Below are 23585 nucleotides of genomic sequence, written 5' to 3'. Positions count from 1 at the left end.
CCCCGGGCGGGGCCCGCCGCGGGCAGGCTGCTGCCATCCACCGCACCACGAAACGAGGCCCTCACATGTACCTCCGCCGATCCGGACTGCCGGGCGCGGTCACCGCGTTGCTGGCCGTCCTGCTCTGGGCTCCGGCCCCACCGGCGGCGGCCGCCGCGGGCGGCACGGTCGCCGGGGCCTGTGCCGTCCGCGCCCCGGGGGCCTCGCCGGCCGCCGAGCGGGCGGTGGCCGCGGCCTGCGCCCAGGTCGACGCCGACGTCTGGTACACGTGGGGCGGCGGGCACGGCGCCCGCCCGGGCCCCACGTACGGGCAGGTCGACCCGACCGACCCGGCCAGCGAACACGACCCCGAGCGACTGGGCTTCGACTGCTCGGGCCTGGTCCGGCACGCCTGGGCGCAGGCGGCCGGGGCGGACATCCTGAACGGGGTGGCGAGCGCGCAGCACTACACGACCCGCGCCGAGGCCCGCTTCGGCGCCGGGCAGGGACTGGGCCCGCTGCTCCCCGGGGACCTGCTGGTCTGGGGCACCCCGCAGGACCTGCACCACATCGCCGTGTACCTGGGCGCGGGCAAGATGGCCGAGGCGCGCCAGTCCGGCACCAAGCTGATGGTCAGTGACGTCCGGCTCGGCGGCGACTACCACGGCGCCGTGCGCATCGACCCCGGGCCCGTGACCGGGCACGTGTTCACGACCTGGGGCACGGGGGTGTGGACCAAGGCGGGACCGTCGGCGAAGGCGGCCCGCGTGTACGCGTTCCCCGGTCCGACGAAGGTCCGCGTCGGCTGCCAGAAGCACGCGGAGCCGGTCACCTCCGACGGGTACACGAACGACGCGTGGTCCTACCTCCCCGACTACGGGGCGTGGATGACGAACATCTACGTCCAGGGGCCGGAGTGGCTGCCGGGAGTGCCGGACTGCGCGGACGCGCAGGCACCGTAGCGTGTGGCGGGGGCCCCGGGGCGGCGCCGGAGCGGCAGGGGCCAGTCAGGATCCCGCGATGACCAGGAGCGTGCGGGCCCCGTCCGGGCCGCCCAGGCGGCACCGGTGCGGGACCTCGCCGCGGTGGTGGGCGCTCTGGCCGGCGCGCAGTGGCAGGGGTTCCTCGCCCTCGACCTCCAGGACGATCTCGCCCTCCAGTACGTACAGGAAGTCCTCGCCGGGGTGCTCGAACCAGCCGCGCTCGCCCCGGCCGGGCTCGAAGGGAGGGGGTGGAGGCGCACGCCGTCCCCGGTGAGGGGGCCGACGTACAGGTGTGGATCCTGGGCAGCAGCGGCGGGACGAGCGCGGAGGCCGCCGGCCGCAACGGGCTGCGGTTCGCGGCGAACTACCACGTCAGCCCGGTTTCGGTGCTGGAGGCGGCCGAGGGCTACCGGGCGGCGTTCAAGCCGTCCGCCGAGCTGGACCGGCCGTACCTGACGGTGTCCGCCGACGTGGTGGTGGCCGAGGACGACGAGACGGCGCGCGAGCTGGCCACCGGGTACGCGCCGTGGGTGCGCAGCATCCGGACCGCCGAGGGCGCCATCCCCTTCCCGTCCCCGGACGAGGCCCGCCGGCTGCCCTGGACGGACGCGGACCGGGACCTGGTCGCCGACCGGGTGGACACGCAGTTCACGGGCTCGGCGCGGACGGTCGCGGACCATCTGGAGCGGCTTCAGGAGGCCACGGGGGCCGACGAGCTGCTGATCACGACGATCACGCACGAGCACGCGGACCGGGTCCGGTCCTACGAGCTGCTGGCCGAGGAGTGGGCGCGCCGCTGACGGGGGCGCTCGCCCCGGTGACGGCGGGAAGGTGTGACGGAAATCTGACGGTCCGCCGCGGCCCCTGGCGCCGGGGCGTGCGGCGGTGGTCGAATCGACGGGTGAGCACAGAAGAACGCACGGACCCCGGGGATCCCGACGGCCGGGGCGCGCCGGTCGGGCGCCGCCTCGTCCTGGGCATGCTCGGCCTCGGGGCCGCCGGGCTGGTCGCCGCCCCCCTCCTGCAGCGCGGCGTCGAAGCCGTCGCCGGCCGGGACCCCACCGGGCTGACCGGGCTGCTGCCGAACGGCGGCGGGTTCCGCTACTACTCGGTGGCCTCCTCCGTCCCCGAGCTCGGCCCGCAGGACTACCGGCTCACCGTGGACGGCCTGGTCGAGCGCCCGGCGACGTACTCCCTGGACGCCCTGCGGGGGCTCCCGCAGACCCGGCTGGTCCGCGACGTCCAGTGCGTGACCGGCTGGCGCGTCCCCTCCACCCCCTTCGAGGGCGTCCCGCTGTCCCGGCTGCTCGACGCCGCCGGGGTGCGCCCCGAGGCCCGGGCCGTGCGCTTCGACTGCTTCGACGGCACGTACACCGAGAGCCTCACGCTCGCGCAGGCGCGGCGGGACGACGTCCTGGTGGCGCTGCGGATGCAGGACCGGCCGCTGGGCCACAGCCACGGCGGTCCGGTGCGCCTGTACGTCGCCCCGATGTACTTCTACAAGTCGGCGAAGTGGCTCTCCGGCATCACCCTGACCGACCGGGTCGAACCGGGCTACTGGGAACGCCTCGGCTACGACGTCGACGCCTGGGTCGGCCGCTCGAACGGACGCGACGATGCCCCCACCGCCTGAACGCCCGGCGCGCGTGCGCCGGTTCACCGCGGGCCAGCGCTGGGTCCACCGGACGACGGCGTGGCTGGCCCTGGTCTGCGTCGCCTCGGCCGCCTGCCTCTACCTGCCGCCGCTCGCGGAGCTGGTGGGCCGGCGCCGTCTGGTGGTCCTCGTCCACGAGTGGTCCGGGCTGCTGATCCCGCTCCCCTTCCTGCTCGGGCTCGTCTCCCGCGCCTTCCGCGCCGACCTGCGCCGGCTGAACCGGTTCGGGCCGCACGACCGGCAGTGGCTGCGCTCGGCGCTGCGCCGCGAGCGCGGGCCCCGGCCCGCCGGCAAGTTCAACGCCGGGCAGAAGGTGTACGCGGGCTGGCTGGCCGGGGCCGTGCTCGTGATGCTCGGCACGGGGCTGCTGATGTGGTTCACCGGCCTCGCCCCGCTCGTCTGGCGGACCGGCGCCACCTTCGTCCACGACTGGCTGGCCCTCGCCCTGGCCGTGGTCCTCGCCGGTCACATCGGCAAGGCCCTGGCCGACCCGGAGGCCCGGCGCGGCATGCGCACCGGCTCCGTGGAGCGTGGGTGGGCCGCCCGCGAGCACCCGCTGTGGGAGCACTCCGACCGGTGACCGGGCCGGCGTACGGGCTCCCGCGCGCGGGGCGGGCGCAGGGAAGGGCGGCACGGGTGGCGTGCCGCCCCTCTCCTCCGGCGGGCTCAGCCGCCGTCGCGTACCGCGACGATGCCGTTGAAGACGCCGACGTAGGCCGTGCCGTCCGGGCCCAGGGTGATCGGGGCCCAGTTGTTGTCGTACAGCGCGCCGGTCCCGGTCAGCTGGCGCCAGCGGCGCTCACCGGTGCGGAAGTCCACCGCGGTGAGGTACCAGGCGTCGATGCCCCAGAAGTTGGGCTCCTTCTCGTAGAAGTAGAGCAGCCCGTTCGCGGTGGAGAGCTTGGGGACGACGGAGGGCGAGCGGATCGCGCTCTGCCACACCGTGTCGCAGCCGCTGCCGTCGGCCCGGACGTCGATGCGGCTGACGCCGCCCACGACGGATTTGCCGAGGAGCAGGGTGGTCGGGTTCTCGTAGCCGTAGTTGTTCTCGACGACGATGCTGTTGCCCCAGGTGATCAGGGAGTTGTCCGTGGTCGAGGCGCCCGAGCCGAAGACGGGCACCTTGCAGACGAGCCGCTGGTCGGCGGGCACGTCCGCGCCCCGCCGGTAGACGAGCACGTTCATCCGGTCGTCGGCGTTGTCGGTGATGGCGACGTAGCCGTTGCCGAAGAGGTCCGGTGTGGTTCCCGAACCCTGGTTCACGGAACCGGGCTTGGCCTTGGTACCGCGGTCGTAGGTCTGGCGCCACTGCGCCTCGGGTGTGCCGTCCGCGGCTGCCCGGAAGCTGTACAGGGCGTGGTCGGTGACGATGGAGACGCCGTCCTGGGCGACCGAGAAGGAGTTCTGGATCTCCTCGCCCGCCAGCCGTACGGAGCGGATCCGCGAGGTCGCCGGGTCCACGGTGCCGACGCGTCCCTGGCGGGTGACCCACCAGATGCGGCCGCTCCAGTCGGGCATCACGGAGGTGACGGGGTCGCAGGTGCCGCTGGGCCTCAGGTTGGTCCAGGTCACGCAGTCGTGCGGGACGTGGCCGGTGAGGTCCCAGTCGTCGTCGACGGTGAACGTCCAGCTGCCGTCCGGGTTCTGCCCGTGGGAGAGGCGCAGGACGTGCTGGCGGGAGTCGGCCAGCACGGCCCGGTCCTGGTTGTCCAGGTAGAAGTAGGCGCCGCCCGAGGTGTCCTTGAAGATCTTCGCGAAGTCGAGCGAGGTGATCGCCTCGACCGTGGAGGAACGCTGCGGGAGCTGGTACTCCGCGAGCGTGGCGAGCGTGCGGGGCTCCAGCAGCTTGACCTTGAAGCCGGTGAACGTGCCGCAGACGGTGACCAGCCGGCCGCCCGAGTCGAAGGTGGCGGTGGCGCACTCACCGCCGAGCGCGGCGATCTTCTCGCTGGTCACCTGCGGGTTCTTGCCGAGCGGACCGGACCAGGGCGAGGTCGCGCTGCCGGCGGCGTCGGAGTGCATGCCGCTGCGGCCGTTGGGCGCGAGGAAGGGGTGCTGCGGCGGCGCCTCGCCGGGCAGTGGTGCGGCGGCCGCGGGGCTGCCTTCGTAGTGGCTGACCAGGCGGTGGCCGGGGGCCTTGGGTATCTCCTCGGCCTGGGCCGGCGTGATGCCGTACATCGCCGTGAAGGCGACGACGACCGGGACCACAGCGCAGTTCAGCGCTCTTCGGAGCATCCGGGCTTCCTCCCTCTCTCTTCAGTTCTGTTGACATCGTGTCTGACGTCGCGCCGCCGCCAGACGCTAGATCGCGGTGCCCGAGGAGTCCATGGAAGAAGCGGATGATTCACGAAGGCGCAACAGTCGATCAAGGAGCGCGGGTCGGCGGCCGGGGCCGGACACCGCGTTCGCCCTGGCCGCGAGGCCGTCGCGGAGGGTCACGGCCGTGCTGCTGCCCGCGAGCCGCCGTAGGGGTGCTGACGTTCCGTGACGGGCGGTCAGTCCTTGACGGTCCCGTCGACGATCTCGTCCCAGTGGGTCGTACGGTCGCACCAGCGCGCCAGCAGCACCGGGTCGTGGCCGACCGCCAGCAGGCCGGCCCCAGTGTCGGCGCGGTACTCCTCGACCACCCTGACCAGGGCCGCCGTGGTGGAGGCGTCCAGCATCGCGGTCATCTCGTCGCAGACCAGCCAGCGGGGGCGCAGGATCAGCGCGCGGGCCAGGCAGGCACGTTGCAGCTGGCCGTCACTGACCTCGTGCGCACGGCGGGTGAGCAGATCGCGGCCGAGTCCGACACGCTCCGTCAACTCGGCGACGGCCGCGTCCGCTTCCGTGCGGCGTCCCGTGGCGCGCAGGGGTTCCGCGACGAGGTCGCGCAGCCGCAGGCGCGGGTCGGCGGCGAGCCGGGGCTGCTGGAAGACGACGCCGACGGAGGTGCGCAGGTCGCGCGGGGCCCGGTGCCGGTAGCCGGTGACGGCGCGGCCGTCCAGGGTGACGGTCCCGCGGTCGGGGCGGTGCAGCAGGGCGGCGACGCGGGCGAGGGTGGACTTGCCGCAGCCGCTGGGGCCGAGGAGCCCCAGGGACTCCCCGGGACGCAGGGCGAGGTGCGCGCCGCGGACGACGGGGGCGCGGCGGTCGTAGCCGGCGGTGATGCCGGTGAGCTCAAGCATGGTGGCAGGCCACCCCTTCGGTGAGCGCGGGCCGCTCGGCGCGGCAAGCGTCGTCGGCGCGGGCGCAGCGGGCGGCGAAGGCGCAGCCGGGCGGGAGCGCGCCGAGCTCGGGCGGGGCGCCGGGGATGGGGGTGAAGGCCCGCTCGGGCAGGGCGTCGAGCAGGCCGGCGGCGTAGGGGTGGCGGGGGCCGGGCGCGCCGAAGAAGGCGGCGGCGGGGGCCAGTTCCACGATCCGGCCGGCGTACATGACGGCGACGGTGTCGGCGATCCGCTCGGCGGCGGCGAGGTCGTGGGTGATCATCAGCAGGGCCCGGCCGACGTCGCGGGTGTGGGCGCGCAGTTCGTCGACGGTGCGGTGGACGAGCTCCCGGTCGAGGCCGGTGGTCGGCTCGTCCGCGAGGAGGAGCGGGGCGTCGCCGACCAGCGCGAGCGCGGTGGCGGCGCGCTGGGCGAGGCCGCCGGAGAGTTCGTGGGGGTAGCGGTCGAGGTGGCCGGCGGGAAAGGCGGCCCGCTCGGCGGCGGCCTCCGCGGCGGCGCGCAGCGCGTCCCCGCGCAGCCGCCCGCGGGGCGCGGGCACCGCGGGCCGGACCAGTTCGCGGACGGTCTCCTCCAGGTGGGCCCGGATCGTGCGGACCGGGGTGAGGTGCGCGGCCGGGCTCTGCGGGACCAGGCCGACGCGGCGGCCGCGTACGGTCCGGGCGAGGGTGCGCTCGTCGGCGGCGAGCAGGTCGAGCCCGTCGGCGAGCCGGGCCGAGCCGGCGGTCTCGGCGTTGCCGGGGAGCAGGCCGAGGAGGGCCGAGGCGAGCACGGACTTGCCACAGCCGCTCTCGCCGACGAGGGCGAGGCACTCGCCGGGGGCGAGGCGGAAGGAGGCGCCGGTGACGGCCTCGACGTGGCGGCCCGCGCGCATGCGGAAGCGTACGGAGAGCCCGTCGACGGCGAGCACGGGCGCGCCGGGGCCGGTACCGGAACCGGCCGGGCCCGGGTCCCCGGCCGGGGCCGGGCCTGCGGGGCGTACCCCGGCGGCGTCGGCGGGGTGGTGGCGGGTCACAGGCTCAGCTCCGAGCGGCGGCGGGGGTTGAGGCGGTCGCGCCAGGCACCCGCGAGTCCGGCGATGGCCAGGGTCGGGATGATCAGCAGGAGTCCCGGGAAGAGGGTGGGCCACCAGTCACCGGCGAGCAGCGAGCCGCGGGCGCTCTGTACGAGGTTGCCCAGGCTGGCCTGGTGCGCCGGCAGGCCGAGGCCGAGGAACGACAGGGCGGACTCGTGCCACATGGCGTGCGGCACCATCAGCACGGCGGCCAGACCCGCTTGCGGAAGCACTCCGGGCACCAGGTGACGGACGGCGACCCGCCACCGCGAGGCGCCGCCGGAGATCGCGGCGTCCACGTACGGGCGGCCGCGCAGGGACAGGACCTCGGCGCGGACGATGCGGGCCGTCGACAGCCAGTGGGTGACGGCGACGGAGACGACCACCGGCCAGACGCCCGGTCGGAACATGGCGACGATGAAAATGCCCAGCAGCAGGTGCGGGATCGAGGACAGGGTGTCCACGGCCCGCATCACCAGCCGGTCGGTCCACCCGCCCAGTGCCCCCGCGGCCGCACCCACCGCCGTGCCGAGGACGGTGGCGACGAGCGCCGCCACCAGGCCCACCAGCAGTGAGACCCGCAGCCCGTAGACGCAGCGGAGCAGCAGGTCGCGCCCGACGTCGTCGGTCCCGAAGGGATGGGCCCACGAAGGCGGCAGCAGCTTCGCCGACAGGTCGACCGCCTGCTGGTCCAGCTGCGCCAGCGGTGGCACCAGCAGGACCGCCAGCGCGATCAGCAGCACGATCGCCGCCGAGACCCGCACCCGCAGGGTCCGCGTGGAACTCCGCACGGTCCCGGCCGGCTTCCACACCGGCCCGGCCTCCACCGTCTCCACGGGCCCGCCTTCCGCCGCCTTCACCGGCCCGCCTTCCGCCGTCGTCCCCGTCGTTCCGGGCACCCGCCCGGTCACCGGCTCAGCCATCGAAGCCCACCCTCGGGTCGGCCAGCCCGTACAGCAGGTCGGACAGCAGGTTCCCGGCGAGCACCGCCGCCGTGGCCAGCACCGTCAGCGCCGCCAGCAGCGGGAAGTCCACCGAGGTCGCGGCCTGTACGGTCGCCGCCGCGATGCCCGGCCAGCTGAAGACGGTCTCCACCAGCAGCGCGCCGGTGATCAGTTCCGGCACCCGTGAGCCGACCAGCGTCAGCATCGGCAGCATGCCGGAGCGCAGGGCGTGCCCGACCAGGACGCCCCGCTCGGCCAGGCCCCGCGCGCGGGCGCCGCGTACGGGGTCCTCCGCCAGGGCGTCGGCCACGCCCTGGCGGACGTACAGGAAGAACCAGGGCAGCTGGGAGACCCCCAGCACGAGCGCGGGCAGCACCAGGTGCGAGGCGACCTGGCCTGGGGTGACCACGTCGCTGCCCGCGTCGGTGAGGCCGCCCGAGGGCAGCACTCCGAGGTGCACCGAGAAGAACCAGATGGCCAGCAGCCCCAGCCAGAACGCGGGGGCCGCCTCCAGGGTGTAGGCCAGCGAGCTGACGGCCCGGTCCAGGAGCCCGCCCTGGCGGCGCGCGGCCAGCACGCCGAGCGCGGTCCCGAGCAGCACGGCCACCGCGAAGGCGCTCGCGGCGAGCAGCGCGGACCAGCCCAGCCGTTCCCCGATGACGTCGGCGACGGGCTGGCGCATGACGGCGGAGGTGCCGAGGTCGCCGGTGAGCGCCGAGGTGAGCCAGTCCCACCAGCGCGCGACGAGCGGCTGGTCCGCGCCGAGGTTGGCGCGCAGCTGGTCGAGGTCGGCCTGCGAGGCGGTCAGTCCCGCCGTGCCGGCGTACGCCTTGACGGGGTCGAAGGGGGACAACGCGGCGATGGCGAAGACCCCGAAGGTGACGACGAGCAGGACGGGGGCGGCGAAGAGCGTCCGCCGCCCCGCCATGCGCGCCATCGGCCCCCAGGGGAGGCGGCCGGCGGGGGAGGTCACGTCGCCCGGCTCACTTCTGCTTCGGCTTCCAGGTCTCGACGTTCCACCAGGGGCCGGTGCCGAGGCCGTGGTCGTGCGGCTCGATCTGCGTGGTGAGGCCGTCCCACTTGTCGTTGACGACGTACAGGTGGTCGATGTGGGTGAGGAAGACGTAGCCCGGCTTCTTCACGAGCTCGCGCTGCACGGTGTCGTACGCGGCCTTGCGCGCGGCCGGGTCACCGCCGCGGCGGCCGTCGGTCAGCGCCCGGTCGACGGCCGGGTTGTCGTACCAGGCCATGTTGTTGAAGCCGTCGCCCGCGAGGGAGGAGGTCAGCAGCAGGTACTGGTCGAAGTCGGGGTCGGCCGGGGAGCCGCCGCCGGCGAGGACGGCGTCGGTCTTCATCCGGGGCTCGATGACCTCCCAGGTCCCCGCCTCGGTCTTGACCTCGACGCCGGCCTTCTTGGCGTCGGAGGCGAAGGCGAGCGCGTGGTCCTGACGGATCTTGTCGCCGGAGGTGTACCAGAGCGGGAAGGACGCGCGGACCCCGTCCTTGACGCGGACCCCGTCCGCGCCCGGCTTCCAGCCGGCGTCGTCGAGGATCCGCTGCGCCTTCCCGAGGTCGTGGGCGCGCTCGGTGCCCGCCGTGAACCACGGGCTGCCGGTGGGGACCGGCCCGAAGGCGGGCTTGCCCGCGCCCTCCAGGAGCTTGTCGACCATGGTCGTGCGGTCGACGGCTGTGTCCAGCGCGCGGCGGACCGCGAGGTCCCCGGTGACCGGGTGGTGCGTCGGGAGGGTCACGGTGCGGTAGTCGAAGGTCTTGGCGGCGAGCGTCGTGCGCGCCTTGTCGGCGGCGAACCCCTCGGCGAGGTTCGGCGGCAGGATCGCCGCGTCCAGCTCGCCGGAGCGCAGCCGGGTCGCGCGGACGTCGTCGTCCTTGATGACGGCCATGGTGAACTTCTTCACCGCGGGCTCGCCGCCCCAGTAGCCGGGGTTCGCCTTGAAGCTGAGCTTCTCGCCCTTGGACCAGCCGGTGAGCAGGTAGGGGCCGGTACCGACGGGCCGGGTGGTGAACTCGCCGCTGTTGACGTCCTGCCGGCCCGCGACGTGCTCGGGGGCGATCGGCAGCACGGTCCGCTCGGCGAACGGGGCGTAGGGGTACTTCAGGGTGAAGACGACCGTGTCCGCGCCGCGTGCCTCGACGCCCGCGACGGCGTCGAGCTCGGTCTTGGAGGCGTTGTTCGTCTTCGCGTCGAGGATCGTGCGGTAGGTGAAGACGACGTCCTCGGCGGAGAAGGGCTGCCCGTCGCTGAACTTCACGCCCTGGCGCAGCTTGTACGTGTAGGTGAGCCCGTCCGCGCTGACCTCGGGAAGGGCCTCGGCCAGCGCGGGCTTCAGCTTCAGGTCCGCGTCGTGTGCGAGCAGCCCGTCGAAGATCTTGGAGTTGCCGTCCTTGCCGTAGCCGAGCAGCGGGCTCAGGCTCTCCGGTTCGGTCGCGATGCCGACGACGGCGGAGTCCGCGGACCCCCCGGCGGCACCTCCGCCGGGGTTCGAGCAGGCCGCCACGCCCGTGATGAGTGCGGCGGCCAGCGTCGCGCGGGCCACTCCCCGTACTGTCCGGGCCGTCATGCTGTACACATCCCTGTTCATGATCTTCTGCTATTGCAAAGAGATCGCAATAATGCCAGACGGGATCAGAAGAAGGCGAACCCGGTCACAACGACGGCCCCCGCCCACCCCGGGGCGGCAGGGGGCTTGCCCACCCCGAGCCTCTCGTGCCATATATGTCTAGACCTTTAAAGCGCTCACCAAGAGGCGGGAAGGCGCCGGGAAACGCCGAGGAGCGCCGGCGAGAGAAGCCGAGCAAGCCGAGGAAGGCACCCCCGTGCGACGCAGCGCCCCCACGCTGGCCCTCTGCCTGGCCCTGACCGGCCTGGCGGCGTGCACCGCGTCCGACACCCAGGCCCCGCCCGCCCCCGCCGGGCTGACCGCCCAGGCGGGCAGCGCCACCACCGTGCACGTCATGTGGGACGCCGCGGCGGACCGGGACGGGGTGACCGGCTACCAGGTCTTCCAGGCAGGCCGCATGGTCCGGGAACTCCCCGCGGAGAAGACCATGGTGGACGTCACCGGCCTCGCGCCGCAGACCGCGTACGCCTTCACCGTCCGGGCCCGGGACGCCGCCGGGAACGTCTCCGGGGCGGGTCCCGCCGTCGGGGCGACCACCCCCGCCGCGAAGGCCGAGGACCGCGCGGCCCCCACCGCCCCGGCCGCCACCGGGGGCCGGGCGACCGGGCCCCGGTCCGCGCTGATGACCTGGACCGCCGCGACCGACGACACGGGCGTGACGGCGTACGACGTCTACCAGGGCGGCGTCCGCATCCACACCGCCGGCCCGGGCGAGACCTCGACCGCCCTGAGCGGCCTCCAGCCGGACACCGTCTACACCTTCACCGTCCGGGCCCGGGACGGAGCCGACCACTCCTCCCCCGACGGCCCGGCCGTGGACGTCACCACCCCGCCCGCCGCGGGCGGCGCGCCGGGCACGGCACCCTCCGGGTTCACCGCGACCGCCTCCCCCGGCACGGTCACCCTCTCCTGGACCGCGCCGGACACGGGCCGCGAGACCAGCGACTACGAACTCCACGTCAACGGACGGCTCACGACCACCGTGCAGTTCGGCGCGGGCGCGGTGCCCGCGGGCCGGGTGGAACACCGGCTCACCGTGACCGAGCCCCCCGGCACCGTGTGGCGGGTCAAGCTCCGCGCCAGGCTTCCCGACGGCAACTGGGGCGCCTTCTCCGCCGAGCGCGAAGTCACCCTCATCGCATGAGATGTGACAGCGATTCAGCCTGAACCGCACGCACGGGCAAGAAGATCACGCAGAATACTCCCGTGTTCGGAGAGTACTCGGTCAACAACAATCAGGCAGACGCGGATGCCGGCGGCCCTGAGCCAGAATCTGAATCCGTGCCGGGAAACCTGCCGCCGGAATCGGCGAGCTTCGTCGGCCGGGAGCGAGAACTCGGCCTGCTGGAAGGACTGTTGCGCGAGCGGCGGCTGGTCACGCTGACGGGGGTGGGCGGCGTCGGCAAGTCCCGGCTCGCCCTGCGGGCCGCCGCCCGCGCCCGCCGGGAGCGCCCCGACGGCGTCTGGTGGGTCGAGCTGTCACCCCTGCGCGACCCGCGCCTGCTCACCGCGACCGTGGCCCACGCCGTCGGCCTCGACGACCACTCCGCGGCCCCCCTCGACGAGGAGCTGTGCGCCTGGATGGCGGACAAGACTCTGCTCCTCGTCCTGGACACCTGCGAGCACCTGGTGGCCGACTGCCGCCATCTCGTGGGCGAACTCCTCCAGTCCGCACCCGGGTTGACGGTCCTGGTCACTTCCAGGGAGCCGCTCGGCTCCCCCGGCGAGCGGGTCGTCGACGTCCGCCCGCTGCCCTGCGAGGGCCCTGACAGCGACGCCCTCGCCCTTTTCCGCGCCCGCGCCCTCACCGCCGCCCCGCGGGCGGCCGCCGCCTTCGCCGACCCGGACCGGGCCGGGGTCGCCGCCGAGGTGTGCCGGCGCCTGGACGGGATCCCGCTCGCCCTGGAGCTCGCCGGCGCCCGGATGCGGCGGTGGAGCCTGGAGCAGATGGCCGACCGGCTCGGCGCGCGGTTCGACGTGCTTGCGGACACCCGCACCGCCCGCCCGGCCCGGCACCAGACCATGCGGACCGCGATCGGCTGGAGCCACGAGCTGTGCGAGCCGGTGGAACGGCTGCTCTGGGCCAGGCTCTCCGTCTTCAGCGGCGACTTCGACGCCGCCGCGGCCCGCGCCGTCTGCGCGGGCGGACCGCTGCCCGCCGCCCGGGTGGAGCGGGCACTGGCGGGCCTGGTCGCCAAGTCGGTGGTCCGCCGCACCGAGGAGCGGGGCGCCGGGACCCGCTACCGGATGCTCGACACGATCCGCGAGTACGGACACGGCTGGCTGGCCGAGCTCGGCGAGGTCCGGCTCGTCGCCGACCGGCACGCCCACTGGTACGCCGCCCTCGCCCAGGCCGCCGACCGGGGCTGGCTGGGCCCCGGCCAGCTGGACTGGTACCGCAGGACGACCGCCGAGCGCGCGCAGCTGCGCACGGCGCTGGAACACCTGCTGGGGTCGGACCCGACGGCCGCGCTGGAGATGGCCGGCGCGCTGTGGTTCTACTGGTTCGCGTGCGGACACGTCCACGAGGGCCGGGGCTTCCTGGAACGCGCCCTGCGGGCCGCCCCGCCCGCGGGCGCCGCGTACAACCAGGCCCAATGGGCGCTCGGACTCACGGTGATGCTCCAGGGCGACATGGACGCGGCCCGGGAGATCGGCGCGCAGTGCACCAGGGCGGCGGCCCGGCTGGCGGACCCCGAACGGGAGCTGCGGGCCGCGTACTTGTCGGCGGTGGCGGTCCTGATGCCCGGCGATCCCCTGCGGGCCCTCGCTCTGGCCGGCCCGCGGGCGCGGGCCGGCCACGGCGGGCGCACCAGCGCCCCCGGCTGGCTGCTGTGCAAACTGGCCACCGGCTACGCGCTGTGCGATTTGGGGCGGTACGAGGAGGCCACGGCGGAGGCGCACTCCCTGCGGGAGGCCTGCGCGGAGCTGGGCGAGCGCTGGCTGCGGGCGTACGCGGACTACATCCTCGCGGTGGCCGCGCTGGGCCTGGGCGACCACGGGGAGGCGGCCCGCCACGTACGGGCCATGCTGTCCGGCAAGCGGCTGCTCGGCGACCGGTTCGGCATCGCGCTCGGCCTGGACCTGCTGGCGGCGGCGGTCGCCGCGCTGGGCGACGGGGAACTGGCGGCACGCCTGCTGGGCACCGGGCACGCCTGGTGGCGCACGGTCGGCCGCCCGCAGATGGGCGGCTCGCCCTCGCTGACGGCCCTGCGGGACCGGGGCGAGCGGCAGGCCCGCGCGGCGATCGGCGACGCGGCGTACGAGACGGCGTTCCTGGGCGGCACGACCGCACCCACCGGCTGAGCACCAGCCGGTGGGCGGTGTACGGCGGCGATGGACCGCGTCGGGGCTCCCGTCAGTACGGGAGGGGTCTGCCCGACGGCGTGCGCAGGTCCAGGTCTCGGGGGGCGGGCTTCGGGACGGGCTTGCGGATCAGCTGCTGGCGCATGCTGCCTCCTCGGCTCAGACCAGGGCCGGTCGGCGGGGTTCCACCGTTCGGCCGTCGGGGAGCAGTTCACCGGTGTCGTCGAAGACGACGGCGCCGTTGCACAGCAGGCTCCAGCCCTGTTCGGGATGGAAGGCCACCACGCGGGCGGTCTCGTGGTCAGCGCTGTCTACGGCAGGGCAGGGGGACTGGTGGGAGCACATGGCGCACCTCCTCGCAGAGTGGGGCGGGAGGGCCGGTGGTCACCCGGTCGAATCCGCGATCCACGGTGGCGGTGAGTATTGCTGATCGCCACCCCTGGGCGGAACCCATATTCGCCGCCCAGTTCACGGTGTGTATGCCCGATTACGATGCGCTCATGCCCGGCATCCGGATCATTCACCGCACACCTCTCCCCCCGGCCGAGTCCTGGCACAGGCTCACGGACTGGAAGCGCCACGGGGAGCAGGTCCCCCTCACCCGTACGGTCGTCGCGACGGCTCCCCCCACGCACGTCGGGACGGTCTTCACGGCGCGCACGGGAGTGGGCGGGATCACCTTCGACGACCCGATGGAAGTGACCCTCTGGCGCCCGCCCGGCCCGGGCGCGGCGGGGCTGGTGCGGCTGGAGAAGCGCGGCCGGGTGGTGACGGGCTGGGCGGAGATCGAGGTCCGGCCGCTGCCCGGGGGCGGGACGGAGGTGCACTGGCGCGAGCACCTGCGCCTGCGCGGCCTCCCGCGCCTCGTGGACCCGGTGGTCGACGCGGCGGGCCGGGCGGTCTTTTCTCGGGCGCTGCGCCGCATGCTGCGTCCGTAGCGCCCGGGGTGGGGGTTCCACCCGTCACCGACCGGTGATCACCGGGAGAACCGAGGGGGATCTCCGTGGCTACCCCGCCGCCTCCGCGGGACGAACCTCGCCCCGTGGTCCAGGTCCAGGCTGCGCGCGCTCGGGCCGCCGACGGGCGGCGCACCGGCCCCGCTCGACCCGGGCCGGCCGCTGTGGCGGCGCCCGCCAGCCGCCGCCGTGCTTGTTCCGCTGGTCCTGGTGACCCCCACCGTCCGGGTGCCCGTCCTGGTCGCGCTGGTGGTCGGCGGCGGGAGGCGGGCGCCCCCGGCCGTCGGGGAGTGCGTGCGCAACGAGGGCGACTGGCGCGACCAGGACCTGCGGGTCACGCAGTGCGGTCCGGTCAGCGCCGGGTTCGAGGTCACCCGGCTGCTGGACCCGCCCGGACCCGGGGTGAGCTGCGCTGACGGCAAGTGCGTCGCGCGCCTGGAGTACGGCCCGGGCGGCCGAACCGCGCGCTGCCTCAGGCCGCTGCGGTAGGAGCGGTCCGGCGGCGGTCCGGCCGGGGCGTCTCCTTCGGATCTTCCCTAGCGGATCGGCATGTCCGAGATCGTGCGGGCGATCACCAGCCGCTGGATCTCGCTCGTCCCCTCGAAGATGGTGTAGATCGCGCTGTCGCGGTGCATCCGCTCCACCGGGTACTCCCGGGTGAAGCCGTTGCCGCCGAGGATCTGGACGGCCTGGGCGGTGACCTTCTTGGCCGTCTCGCTCGCGAAGAGCTTCGACATCGAGCCCTCCGCCGAGGTGAAGGGCCGGCCCGCGACCGCCATCCACGAGGCCCGCCAGACGAGCAGCCGGGCCGCGTCGATCCGGGTCCGCATGTCGGCGAGCTGGAAGGCCACGCCCTGGTTGTCGATGATCGGACGGCCGAACTGCGTGCGGGTCTTGGCGTAGTCCAGGGCGACCTCGTACGCCGCGCGCGCGGTGCCCACCGCCATGGCCCCGACCGCGGGCCGCGAGGCCTCGAAGGTCGCCATGGCCGCGTTCTTCACGCGCTCTCCGCCGCCACCGCTGCGCGCCCGCTCACGGGCCCGTGCGAGGCGCTCGTCCAGCTTCTCCTTGCCGCCGAGCAGGCAGGAACCGGGCACGCGTACGTCCTCCAGGACCACCTCGGCGGTGTGCGAGGCGCGGATCCCGTGCTTCTTGAACTTCTGCCCCTGGGACAGGCCCGGGGTGTTCGGCGGCACGATGAAGGAGGCGTGCCCCTTGGTGCCGAGCTCCGCGTCGACGACGGCGACGACGATGTGGACGTTGGCGATGCCGCCGTTGGTCGCCCAGGTCTTGGTGCCGTTGAGCACCCACTCGTCCTTGGCCTGGTCGTACACGGCACGGGTGCGCATGGCACCGACGTCGGAGCCGGCGTCCGGCTCGGAGGAGCAGAAGGCGGCGACCTTCACGTCGTTCGCGTCGCCGTACATCTGGGGTATCCAGGTGCCGATCTGCTCCTCGGTGCCGTTGGCGACGACGCCGATGGCGGCGAGCCCGGTGCCGACGATGGACAGCGCGATGCCCGCGTCGCCCCAGAAGAGCTCCTCCATCGCCATCGGGATGCCGAGGCCGGTGGGGTCGAAGAACTGCTGGGCGTAGAAGTCCACCGAGTAGATGCCGACCTTGGCGGCCTCCTGGATGACGGGCCAGGGAGTCTCTTCGCGCTCGTCCCACTCCGCGGCCGCGGGCCGGATCACGTCGGCCGCGAAGCCGTGGATCCAGTCGCGCACCTGAATCTGGTCGTCGTTGAGCTCCATGGTGAACTCCGCCATGTCCCCTCCAGCTGCCTGTTCGCGCCCCAAGTGTGTGTTACTAGCGGTAACCCACACGATCGCCACAGTCTGTTACCGGCGAGTAAGGGCTGTCAAGCAGAGCCGATCCGGTTCCCGCCCAGGACAGCGTCCGCCGCCGCGTCGATCACGGGGGTGTGCGGGGTGTTACGTTGCGTGGGCGTCACGCACATCGCAAGGGCGGGGAGAGAAACACCATGGAGACCACGCAGCACGCAGGCGAGCCCGGGGCGGCCGAGCGGCGGCGGCGCGAGCTGCTCGAGGCCGCCGACCGGGTCGTGCTCAGGGACGGCCCGAAGGCCTCCATGAACGCCATCGCGGCGGAGGCCGGCATCACCAAGCCCATCCTCTACCGCCACTTCGGCGACAAGGCCGGGCTCTACCAGGCGCTCGCCGTCCGCCACACCGACGCCCTCCTCGACTCGCTGCGGGCCGCGCTCGATGCCCCGGCGGAGCGCCGCTCCAGGGTGGAGGCCACCCTGGACACCTATCTCGCGGCCATCGAGGCCCGCCCCCAGGTGTACCGGTTCCTGATGCACCCGGCCGAGGACTCGCAGGCCGCCGAGCGCGGCTTCGACGTCGGCCTGCATTCGGCGCCGCTGCTGCGCCGGCTCGGCGAGGAACTGGCCCAGGTCGTCGGCGAGCGCGTGGACCTCGGCCCCGACGGGGAACGCCTCGCGCGGATCTGGGGACACGGCATCGTCGGCATGATGCACGCCGCCGGCGACTGGTGGCTCGGCGAGCGCCCGTGCGACCGCGCCGAACTCGTCGCGGGCCTCACCGACCTGCTGTGGGGCCGCCTGGCGACCGCGGGCAACCGCGCGGACGGCCCGGGCTTCTGACCCGAACCGCCCCCGGCGCAGTGTGAGGGCGCGGGGTCCGGGACCGGGTGCCGGCTCCCGGCGCGGCCGGGCTCAGCCCTCCGACGCCCCCGCGGCCCAGGGCGCCTTCCGGATCGCCCGCCGCAGGCGCCGGGCCCGCAGCCCCGTGACGCGGTCCGCGTACACGGTGCCGTCCAGGTGGTCGCACTCGTGCTGCAGGCACCGGGCGAAGAACCCGGTGCCCTCGATCCGCACCGCCGCCCCGTCGGTGGTGACCCCTTCGACGACCGCCCGGTCGAAGCGGGCCGTACCCGCCTCCAGCCCGGGCAGCGACAGACAGCCCTCCGGGCCGGTGAACTCGTCCCCGTCGGCCGCCACCAGACGGGGGTTGACGACGTGCCCGACGTGCCGCACGTCCTCGTCGTCGGGGCAGTCGTACACGAACACCCGCTGCCCGACGCCGATCTGGTTCGCGGCGAGGCCGACCCCCTCGGCGGCGTACATCGTGGCGAACATGTCCTCCACCAGCCGGTCGAGCACGGGGCCGAATTCGGTGACCTCCGCGCAGGCGGAGTGGAGCACCGGATCGCCCAGCAGGCTCATGGTGCGGACGAGTCCGGTGGTACCGGGGATGGGGCGCTGTCGCATGGCCGTAAGGGTACGACGGGCGAATATATGAGGAGATCCGCCGCGCCCCGGGGGCGCCGCGGTCAAGGCTCCGGCAGGTACTGGATAGGCTGGGGCCGACCGACGCAAGGAGGACAAGGGACGATGGCAGGCAACACGGAGCCGCTTTCGCCGCGGGCCAAGCTGGCCGTGACGGCGGGCAAGGCCGCGGCGGCGGTGTCGCGGGCCGCGGGACGCGGAAGCGGATCGGTGATCGGGGGCAAGGTCGCGCTCAGGCTCGACCCCGATCTTCTCGGAGCGCTCGCGCAACATCTCGACGTCGTCCTCGTCTCCGCGACGAACGGCAAGACCACGACGACCCGGCTGATCGCGGAGGCCCTGCGGGCCAGCGGTCCGGTCGTCTCCAACGCACTGGGCGCGAACATGCCGGCCGGCATCACCTCGGCGCTCGCCGGCGGCTCGGACGCCAAGTACGGCGTCATCGAGGTCGACGAGAAGTACCTGGCCGGAGTGGCCCGGGACGTCACCCCCAAGGTGATCGCCCTGCTCAACCTCTCCCGCGACCAGCTGGACCGCGCCGCCGAGACCCGCATGCTCGCGGAGAAGTGGCGCGAGGGCCTGTCGGGCTCCAAGGCGGTCATCGTCGCGAACTGCGACGACCCGCTGATCGTGTGGTCCGCGTCCTCGTCACAGAACGTGGTGTGGGTCGCGGCCGGCCAGGAGTGGAAGGACGACGCCTGGTCGTGCCCCTCCTGCGGCGGTGTGATGCAGCGCCCGGGCGACGACTGGTTCTGCGGCGAGTGCGGCTTCCGCCGTCCGACGCCCAGCTGGGTGCTCTCCGGCGACCACGTCCTGGACCCGCACGGCTCGGCCTGGCCGATCCACCTCCAGCTGCCCGGCCGCGCCAACAAGGCGAACGCCGCCACCTCGGCCGCCGTGGCCGCCGTCTTCGGCGTTCCGCCGCAGGTCGCGCTGGAGCGGATGTACCAGGTGCAGGCCGTCGCGGGCCGCTACGACGTGGTGAGCTTCCTTGGCCGCGAGGTGCGGCTGCTGCTCGCCAAGAACCCGGCCGGCTGGCTGGAGACGTTCTCGCTGATCGACCCGCCGCCGACCCCGGTGGTCCTGTCGGTGAACGCCCGCGGCGCGGACGGCACCGACACCTCCTGGCTGTGGGACGTGGACTACACGCGCCTGGCCGGCCACCCGATCTTCGTGATCGGCGACCGGAAGCTGGACCTCGCGGTCCGCCTGGAGGTCGCGGGACTGGACTTCCGCGTGTGCGAGACCCTCGACGAGGCCGTGCAGCTGGCTCCGCCCGGTCAGATCGAGCTGATCGCCAACTACACCGCCTTCCAAGACGTGCGCCGCCGCGTCGGCAACTAGTACCCATAAGGACACGAGCATGAGCGACAACAGCCTGCGTCTGGTGTGGATCTACCCCGACCTGCTGAGCACGTACGGAGACCAGGGCAACGCCCTCGTGGTGGAGCGCCGGGCGCGCCAGCGCGGCCTGGACGTACAGCGCGTGGACGTCCGCAGCGACCAGCCGATCCCCACCTCCGGCGACATCTACCTGATCGGCGGCGGTGAGGACCGTCCGCAGCGGCTGGCCGCCGAACGCCTGGTGCGCGACGGCGGTCTGGAGCGGGCCGTCTCGAACGGGGCGATCGTCTTCTCCGTCTGCGCCGGGTACCAGATCCTCGGCAAGGAGTTCGTCAACGACGTCGGCCAGCGCCAGGAGGGCCTCGGCCTGCTGGACGTGGTCAGCGTGCGCGGCGAGGGCGAGCGGTGCGTCGGCGACGTCCTCGCGGACATCGACCCCCGCCTGGGCCTGCCCCAGCTGACGGGCTTCGAGAACCACCAGGGCGTCACGCACCTCGGGCCCACCGCACGGCCGTTCGCCCGGCTGAGCATGGGCCGCGGCAACGGCACCGGCGACGGTACCGAGGGCGCGTACAACGACACGGTGTTCGGCACCTACATGCACGGTCCCGTGCTGGCCCGCAACCCGCTCGTCGCGGACCTGCTGCTGAAGCTGGCCCTCGACGTCAACGCGCTGCCGGGTCTCGACGACCGCTGGTACGAGGCGCTGCGCACCGAGCGCATTTCGGCCGCCACGCAGCCGGCCTAGCCCCCGCGGCAGCACTCCGGCACCTCGCCGTCGGCCCGGCTCCCCCAGGTGGGAGCCGGGCCGACGTGCGTTCGCACGACGGCCGGGACCAGCATGTGGAGGATGGTTCAGCCAACCCGGCTTCCGCTTGTAGGGTGACGTTTAGTTCCCACCGGACGACGTGGTCCGGTCGTCGGCCCACGTTGCAAAGGTCTCTTCCTGCCATGCGCATAGGTGTGCTCACCTCCGGTGGCGACTGCCCCGGTCTGAATGCCGTCATCCGCTCCGTCGTCCACCGCGCCGTCGTCGACCACGGCGACGAGGTGATCGGCTTCCTCGACGGGTGGAAGGGTCTGCTGGAGGCGGACTACCGCAAGCTCGACCTCGACGCGGTGGGCGGCATCCTCGCCCGCGGCGGCACCATCCTCGGCTCCTCCCGGGTCCAGCCCGCGCACCTGCGCGACGGCGTGGAGCGGGCCCGCGGCCACGTCGCCGACCTCGGCCTCGACGCGATCATCCCGATCGGCGGCGAGGGCACCCTGAAGGCGGCGCACCTGCTCGCCGAGGCGGGCCTGCCGATCGTCGGGGTCCCCAAGACCATCGACAACGACATCCCGTCCACCGACGTCACCTTCGGCTTCGACACCGCCGTCGGCGTGGCCACCGAGGCGCTGGACCGCCTGAAGACCACCGCCGAGTCCCACCAGCGCGTGATGGTGGTGGAGGTCATGGGCCGCCACACGGGCTGGATCGCCCTGCACTCGGGCATGGCGGCCGGCGCGCACGCGATCGTCGTCCCGGAGCGCCCCTTCGACATCGAGGAGCTGACCGCGATCGTCGGCGAGCGCTTCTCCGCGGGCAAGCGCTTCGCCATCGTCGTGGTCGCCGAGGGCGCCAAGCCCGCCCCGGGCGGCTCGATGGCCCTCGAGGAGGGCGGCACCGACATCTACGGGCACGAGCGGTTCGCCGGCATAGGCAACCGGCTCGCCGTGGAGCTGGAACACCGGCTGGGCAAGGAGGCCCGTCCGGTGATCCTGGGCCACGTCCAGCGCGGCGGCACTCCCACCGCGTACGACCGCGTCCTGGCCACCCGCTTCGGCTGGCACGCCGTGGAGGCCGCGCACCGCGGCGAGTTCGGCATGCTGACCGCCCTGCGCGGCACGGACATCGTGATGGTGCCGCTGGCCGAGGCCACCTCGACCCTGAAGACGGTTCCGGCCGAGCGGTACGCCGAGGCCCAGACGGTTCTGTGACCGTATGCCCGTTACCGCCGCCCCCGCGCGCAGGAGCGTACGGGGGCGGCACTACTGTGGTGGGGCGCCACAGTCAAGGGAGTGAACAGATGGACCACAACGGGCACGGCATGGACATGAACATGGACCTGCCGCCGTTCACTCTCGGGCGCGGGCTGGAGTTCTCGTTCGACGCGTTCTTCCTGTTCGGCTCGCTGCTGGGGCTCGCCCTGTACGCGTGGGGCGTGCTGCGCCTGCGCCGGCGCGGGGACTCGTGGCCGCTGGGCCGGACCGTCGCGTTCACCCTCGGCGTGCTGACCGTAATCCTGGTGATGTGCACCAAGCTGAACGACTACGGCATGGTCATGTTCAGCGTGCACATGGTCCAGCACATGGTGATCAGCATGATCACCCCGATCCTGCTGCTGCTCGGGGCTCCGATGACCCTCGCGCTGCGCGCGCTGCCGCCCGCCCCCCGCGGCAGCAAGGGGCCGCGCGAGCTGCTGCTCATGCTGCTGCACAGCCGCTACATGCGGGTGATCACCCATCCGGCGTTCACCATCCCCATGTTCATCGCCAGCCTCTACGGCCTGTACTTCACCCCGCTCTTCGACTTCCTCATGGAGAGCCGGACCGGGCACATCGCGATGATGCTGCACTTCCTCGCCGTCGGCCTCGTCTTCTTCTGGCCGATCATGGGCATCGACCCGGGCCCGCACCGGCCCGGCTACGTGATGCGGATGCTGGAGCTCTTCGCCGGCATGCCCTTCCACGCCTTCTTCGGGATCGCCCTGATGATGGCGAGCGAGCCGATGATCAAGACGTACGCGAACCCGCCCGCCTCCCTCCGCATCGACCCGCTCCTCGACCAGCAGTGGGGCGGCGGCATCGCGTGGGCCTTCAGCGAGATCCCCTCGGTGCTGGTACTGATCGCGCTCGTCTACCAGTGGTACCACTCCGAGCAGCGGGCCGCGAAGCGTTCCGACCGGGCCGCCGACCGCGACGGCGACCAGGAGCTCGCGGCGTACAACGCGTATCTCGCCTCGTTGCAAGCGCGTGGCCAGTAGCGCGGGACGGCCTTCGCGCGCCACCATGGGGCATGACCGGATCCGTTAAGGCGATGGCCGTCACGACCTTCGCCGCTCTGGTGGCCGTAGCCGCGTATTCCGTGGCCCTCGGCAGCAACGGCTGGCTGTGGTTCGGCTGGGTGGTGCTGGGGCTGCTGACCGCAGGGATGGCCGCTTCCCGCGGCGCCTGACCCCCGGGCGGCCCGCGCCGCCCGTGACGCTCCCCCGCGGTGGACCCGGCGCGCACCGTTCCCCGTGGGGCCTTCCTGCCACCCTGCCACCCCCCGCCCCGCCGCCCTCGGCCGCTCCCTGCGGCGGGTCGGTGGCGGGTCTGGGGCGTGCTCCGGAAAGACCGGTCCGCCGACGGTCCGTGCCCGCCTCGTGACGCGGTGTCGGACGGCCCCTAGACTGGATCTTTTCCGTGATTCCCGCATGCCCGGCCGCGGCCGGCGACAGGAGCGGCCTGGTGTTCTACCACTTGCTCAAGCACGTGCTGCTCGGTCCGCTGCTGCGGCTGCTGTTCAGGCCGAGGATCGAGGGCCTGGAGAACATCCCGGAGGAGGGGGCCGCGATCATCGCGGGCAACCACCTGTCGTTCTCCGACCACTTCCTGATGCCGGCGATCCTCAAGCGGCGCATCACCTTCCTCGCGAAGGCCGAGTACTTCACCGGCCCCGGGGTCAAGGGCCGCCTCACCGCTGCCTTCTTCCGCAGCGCCGGGCAGATCCCCGTGGACCGCTCCGGCAAGAACGCCGGGCAGGCCGCGCTGCGCGAGGGGCTGGGCGTGCTGGCCGAGGACGAGCTGCTCGGCATCTACCCGGAGGGCACCCGCTCGCACGACGGGCGGCTGTACAAGGGCAAGGTGGGCGTGGCCGCGATGGCGCTGGGCGCGGGGGTGCCCGTCGTACCGTGCGCGATGGTCGGCACCTTCGAGATCCAGCCCCCCGGCCAGAAACTCCCGAAGATCAGGCGGGTCACGATCCGCTTCGGCGCGCCGATGGACTTCTCCCGGTACGCCGGCCTGGAGGCCGAGCGGGCCGTTCTGCGCGCCGTCACCGACGAGATCATGTACGCGATCCTCGAGCTGTCCGGCCAGGAGTACGTCGACCGGTACGCGGGCGACGTCAAGGCCGAGGCGGAAGAGGAACGGAAGAAGGCACGGCGCCGGTCGCGCTGAGCCTCCTCCCGTACGGCCGGACCGGGTACCCGACAACCGGCGAGCC

At 73.6% G+C, this 23585-nt stretch carries 24 protein-coding genes and 1 pseudogene; 15 read left to right on the top strand and 10 right to left on the bottom strand.

Annotation, left to right across the window (positions count from 1 at the left end):
* The first annotated feature begins 65 nt into the window (after window positions 1-65).
* Window positions 66-941, top strand: a complete 876-nt coding sequence (locus OTB16_RS06685) for an NlpC/P60 family protein (protein WP_267718969.1) — start codon at window positions 66-68, stop codon at window positions 939-941.
* A 45-nt stretch (window positions 942-986) separates the two neighbouring features.
* On the opposite strand, the gene OTB16_RS06680 is transcribed toward OTB16_RS06685, so the two are convergent.
* A complete protein-coding gene (locus OTB16_RS06680) occupies window positions 987-1148 on the bottom strand; it encodes a cupin domain-containing protein (protein ID WP_267719233.1) in 162 nt (53 codons plus the stop codon).
* A gap of 56 nt (window positions 1149-1204) precedes the next feature.
* Between OTB16_RS06680 and OTB16_RS06675 the strand changes: the two are divergent.
* The 3 genes and pseudogenes from OTB16_RS06675 to OTB16_RS06665 form a co-directional block, all read left to right on the top strand.
* Window positions 1205-1762, top strand: a pseudogene (locus OTB16_RS06675) (LLM class flavin-dependent oxidoreductase); the annotation flags it as partial.
* Window positions 1763-1941: 179 nt separating this feature from the next.
* The gene (locus OTB16_RS06670; RefSeq protein ID WP_267719231.1) at window positions 1942-2595 is read left to right on the top strand and encodes a molybdopterin-dependent oxidoreductase; all 654 of its coding nucleotides are present in this window, start codon (window positions 1942-1944) and stop codon (window positions 2593-2595) included.
* On the top strand, window positions 2579-3196 hold the full coding sequence (locus OTB16_RS06665) for a cytochrome b/b6 domain-containing protein (protein WP_267718968.1): 618 nt from the start codon (window positions 2579-2581) through the stop codon (window positions 3194-3196). Before OTB16_RS06670 ends, OTB16_RS06665 begins: the two co-directional genes overlap by 17 nt.
* A gap of 86 nt (window positions 3197-3282) precedes the next feature.
* Here OTB16_RS06665 and OTB16_RS06660 read toward each other — a convergent pair whose 3' ends face one another.
* The 6 genes from OTB16_RS06660 to OTB16_RS06635 all read right to left on the bottom strand — a co-directional run bounded on the left by OTB16_RS06660 (window position 3283) and on the right by OTB16_RS06635 (window position 10396).
* Entirely contained in the window at window positions 3283-4851 is a 1569-nt protein-coding gene (locus tag OTB16_RS06660; RefSeq protein ID WP_420717634.1) for a hypothetical protein, read from the bottom strand.
* Between the two features lie 260 nt (window positions 4852-5111).
* Window positions 5112-5783: an ABC transporter ATP-binding protein gene (locus OTB16_RS06655; RefSeq protein ID WP_267718966.1), complete on the bottom strand. Its 672-nt coding sequence runs from the start codon at window positions 5781-5783 to the stop codon at window positions 5112-5114.
* The gene (locus tag OTB16_RS06650) at window positions 5776-6693 is read right to left on the bottom strand and encodes an oligopeptide/dipeptide ABC transporter ATP-binding protein (protein WP_267719229.1); all 918 of its coding nucleotides are present in this window, start codon (window positions 6691-6693) and stop codon (window positions 5776-5778) included. The genes OTB16_RS06655 and OTB16_RS06650 overlap by 8 nt, the downstream gene beginning before the upstream one ends.
* A gap of 137 nt (window positions 6694-6830) precedes the next feature.
* A complete protein-coding gene (locus OTB16_RS06645; protein ID WP_267718964.1) occupies window positions 6831-7796 on the bottom strand; it encodes an ABC transporter permease in 966 nt (321 codons plus the stop codon).
* The gene (locus tag OTB16_RS06640) at window positions 7789-8754 is read right to left on the bottom strand and encodes an ABC transporter permease (RefSeq protein WP_267719228.1); all 966 of its coding nucleotides are present in this window, start codon (window positions 8752-8754) and stop codon (window positions 7789-7791) included. Before OTB16_RS06640 ends, OTB16_RS06645 begins: the two co-directional genes overlap by 8 nt.
* A 46-nt stretch (window positions 8755-8800) precedes the next feature.
* On the bottom strand, window positions 8801-10396 hold the full coding sequence (locus OTB16_RS06635; protein ID WP_267719227.1) for an ABC transporter substrate-binding protein: 1596 nt from the start codon (window positions 10394-10396) through the stop codon (window positions 8801-8803).
* A 256-nt stretch (window positions 10397-10652) separates the two neighbouring features.
* Here OTB16_RS06635 and OTB16_RS06630 point away from each other — a divergent pair, with 256 nt between their 5' ends.
* Both OTB16_RS06630 and OTB16_RS06625 read left to right on the top strand, forming a co-directional pair.
* Window positions 10653-11600, top strand: a complete 948-nt coding sequence (locus OTB16_RS06630) for a fibronectin type III domain-containing protein (RefSeq protein WP_267718963.1) — start codon at window positions 10653-10655, stop codon at window positions 11598-11600.
* Window positions 11601-11737: 137 nt separating this feature from the next.
* Window positions 11738-13762 carry an ATP-binding protein gene (locus OTB16_RS06625; protein ID WP_267718962.1) on the top strand — a complete coding sequence of 675 codons (2025 nt, stop codon included), beginning with the start codon at window positions 11738-11740 and terminating at the stop codon, window positions 13760-13762.
* Between the two features lie 159 nt (window positions 13763-13921).
* Here the strand turns inward: OTB16_RS06625 and OTB16_RS06620 are convergent, their stop codons facing one another.
* Complete coding sequence (locus OTB16_RS06620) at window positions 13922-14107, bottom strand: DUF5999 family protein (protein WP_267718961.1); 186 nt, start codon at window positions 14105-14107, stop codon at window positions 13922-13924.
* 155 nt (window positions 14108-14262) lie between these two features.
* On the opposite strand from OTB16_RS06620, the gene OTB16_RS06615 reads away from it, so the two are divergent.
* Together OTB16_RS06615 and OTB16_RS06610 are read left to right on the top strand one after the other, a co-directional pair.
* The gene (locus tag OTB16_RS06615) at window positions 14263-14700 is read left to right on the top strand and encodes an SRPBCC family protein (protein WP_267718960.1); all 438 of its coding nucleotides are present in this window, start codon (window positions 14263-14265) and stop codon (window positions 14698-14700) included.
* A 228-nt stretch (window positions 14701-14928) separates the two neighbouring features.
* Window positions 14929-15207 (top strand): LppU/SCO3897 family protein, encoded by a 279-nt coding sequence (locus OTB16_RS06610; RefSeq protein ID WP_267718959.1) that lies wholly within the window; start codon window positions 14929-14931, stop codon window positions 15205-15207.
* A gap of 47 nt (window positions 15208-15254) precedes the next feature.
* Here OTB16_RS06610 and OTB16_RS06605 read toward each other — a convergent pair whose 3' ends face one another.
* Window positions 15255-16487, bottom strand: a complete 1233-nt coding sequence (locus tag OTB16_RS06605) for an acyl-CoA dehydrogenase family protein (protein WP_267718958.1) — start codon at window positions 16485-16487, stop codon at window positions 15255-15257.
* Between the two features lie 215 nt (window positions 16488-16702).
* On the opposite strand from OTB16_RS06605, the gene OTB16_RS06600 reads away from it, so the two are divergent.
* A complete protein-coding gene (locus OTB16_RS06600) occupies window positions 16703-17347 on the top strand; it encodes a TetR/AcrR family transcriptional regulator (protein WP_267718957.1) in 645 nt (214 codons plus the stop codon).
* A 72-nt stretch (window positions 17348-17419) separates the two neighbouring features.
* Here OTB16_RS06600 and def read toward each other — a convergent pair whose 3' ends face one another.
* On the bottom strand, window positions 17420-17974 hold the full coding sequence (def, locus tag OTB16_RS06595; RefSeq protein ID WP_267718955.1) for a peptide deformylase: 555 nt from the start codon (window positions 17972-17974) through the stop codon (window positions 17420-17422).
* A 123-nt stretch (window positions 17975-18097) separates the two neighbouring features.
* Here def and OTB16_RS06590 point away from each other — a divergent pair, with 123 nt between their 5' ends.
* The 6 genes from OTB16_RS06590 (at window position 18098) to OTB16_RS06565 (ending at window position 23539) form a co-directional block, all read left to right on the top strand.
* On the top strand, window positions 18098-19336 hold the full coding sequence (locus tag OTB16_RS06590) for a Mur ligase family protein (protein ID WP_267718954.1): 1239 nt from the start codon (window positions 18098-18100) through the stop codon (window positions 19334-19336).
* Window positions 19337-19355: 19 nt separating this feature from the next.
* Entirely contained in the window at window positions 19356-20084 is a 729-nt protein-coding gene (locus tag OTB16_RS06585; protein WP_267718953.1) for a type 1 glutamine amidotransferase, read from the top strand.
* A gap of 203 nt (window positions 20085-20287) precedes the next feature.
* On the top strand, window positions 20288-21316 hold the full coding sequence (locus OTB16_RS06580; RefSeq protein WP_267718952.1) for a 6-phosphofructokinase: 1029 nt from the start codon (window positions 20288-20290) through the stop codon (window positions 21314-21316).
* An 89-nt stretch (window positions 21317-21405) separates the two neighbouring features.
* Window positions 21406-22362, top strand: a complete 957-nt coding sequence (locus tag OTB16_RS06575) for a cytochrome c oxidase assembly protein (RefSeq protein ID WP_267718951.1) — start codon at window positions 21406-21408, stop codon at window positions 22360-22362.
* A gap of 32 nt (window positions 22363-22394) precedes the next feature.
* Window positions 22395-22553, top strand: coding sequence for a hypothetical protein (locus OTB16_RS06570; RefSeq protein ID WP_167536860.1), 159 nt, complete (start codon window positions 22395-22397; stop codon window positions 22551-22553).
* Between the two features lie 275 nt (window positions 22554-22828).
* Window positions 22829-23539 (top strand): lysophospholipid acyltransferase family protein, encoded by a 711-nt coding sequence (locus OTB16_RS06565; RefSeq protein WP_267718950.1) that lies wholly within the window; start codon window positions 22829-22831, stop codon window positions 23537-23539.
* The last annotated feature ends 46 nt before the right edge of the window (window positions 23540-23585 follow it).

It is taken from the genome of Streptomyces antarcticus, from assembly GCF_026627255.1.
Taxonomy (GTDB): domain Bacteria; phylum Actinomycetota; class Actinomycetes; order Streptomycetales; family Streptomycetaceae; genus Streptomyces; species Streptomyces antarcticus.
Note: the sequence above shows the minus strand (reverse complement) of the source record. Positions and strands in the feature narration are given on the sequence as shown.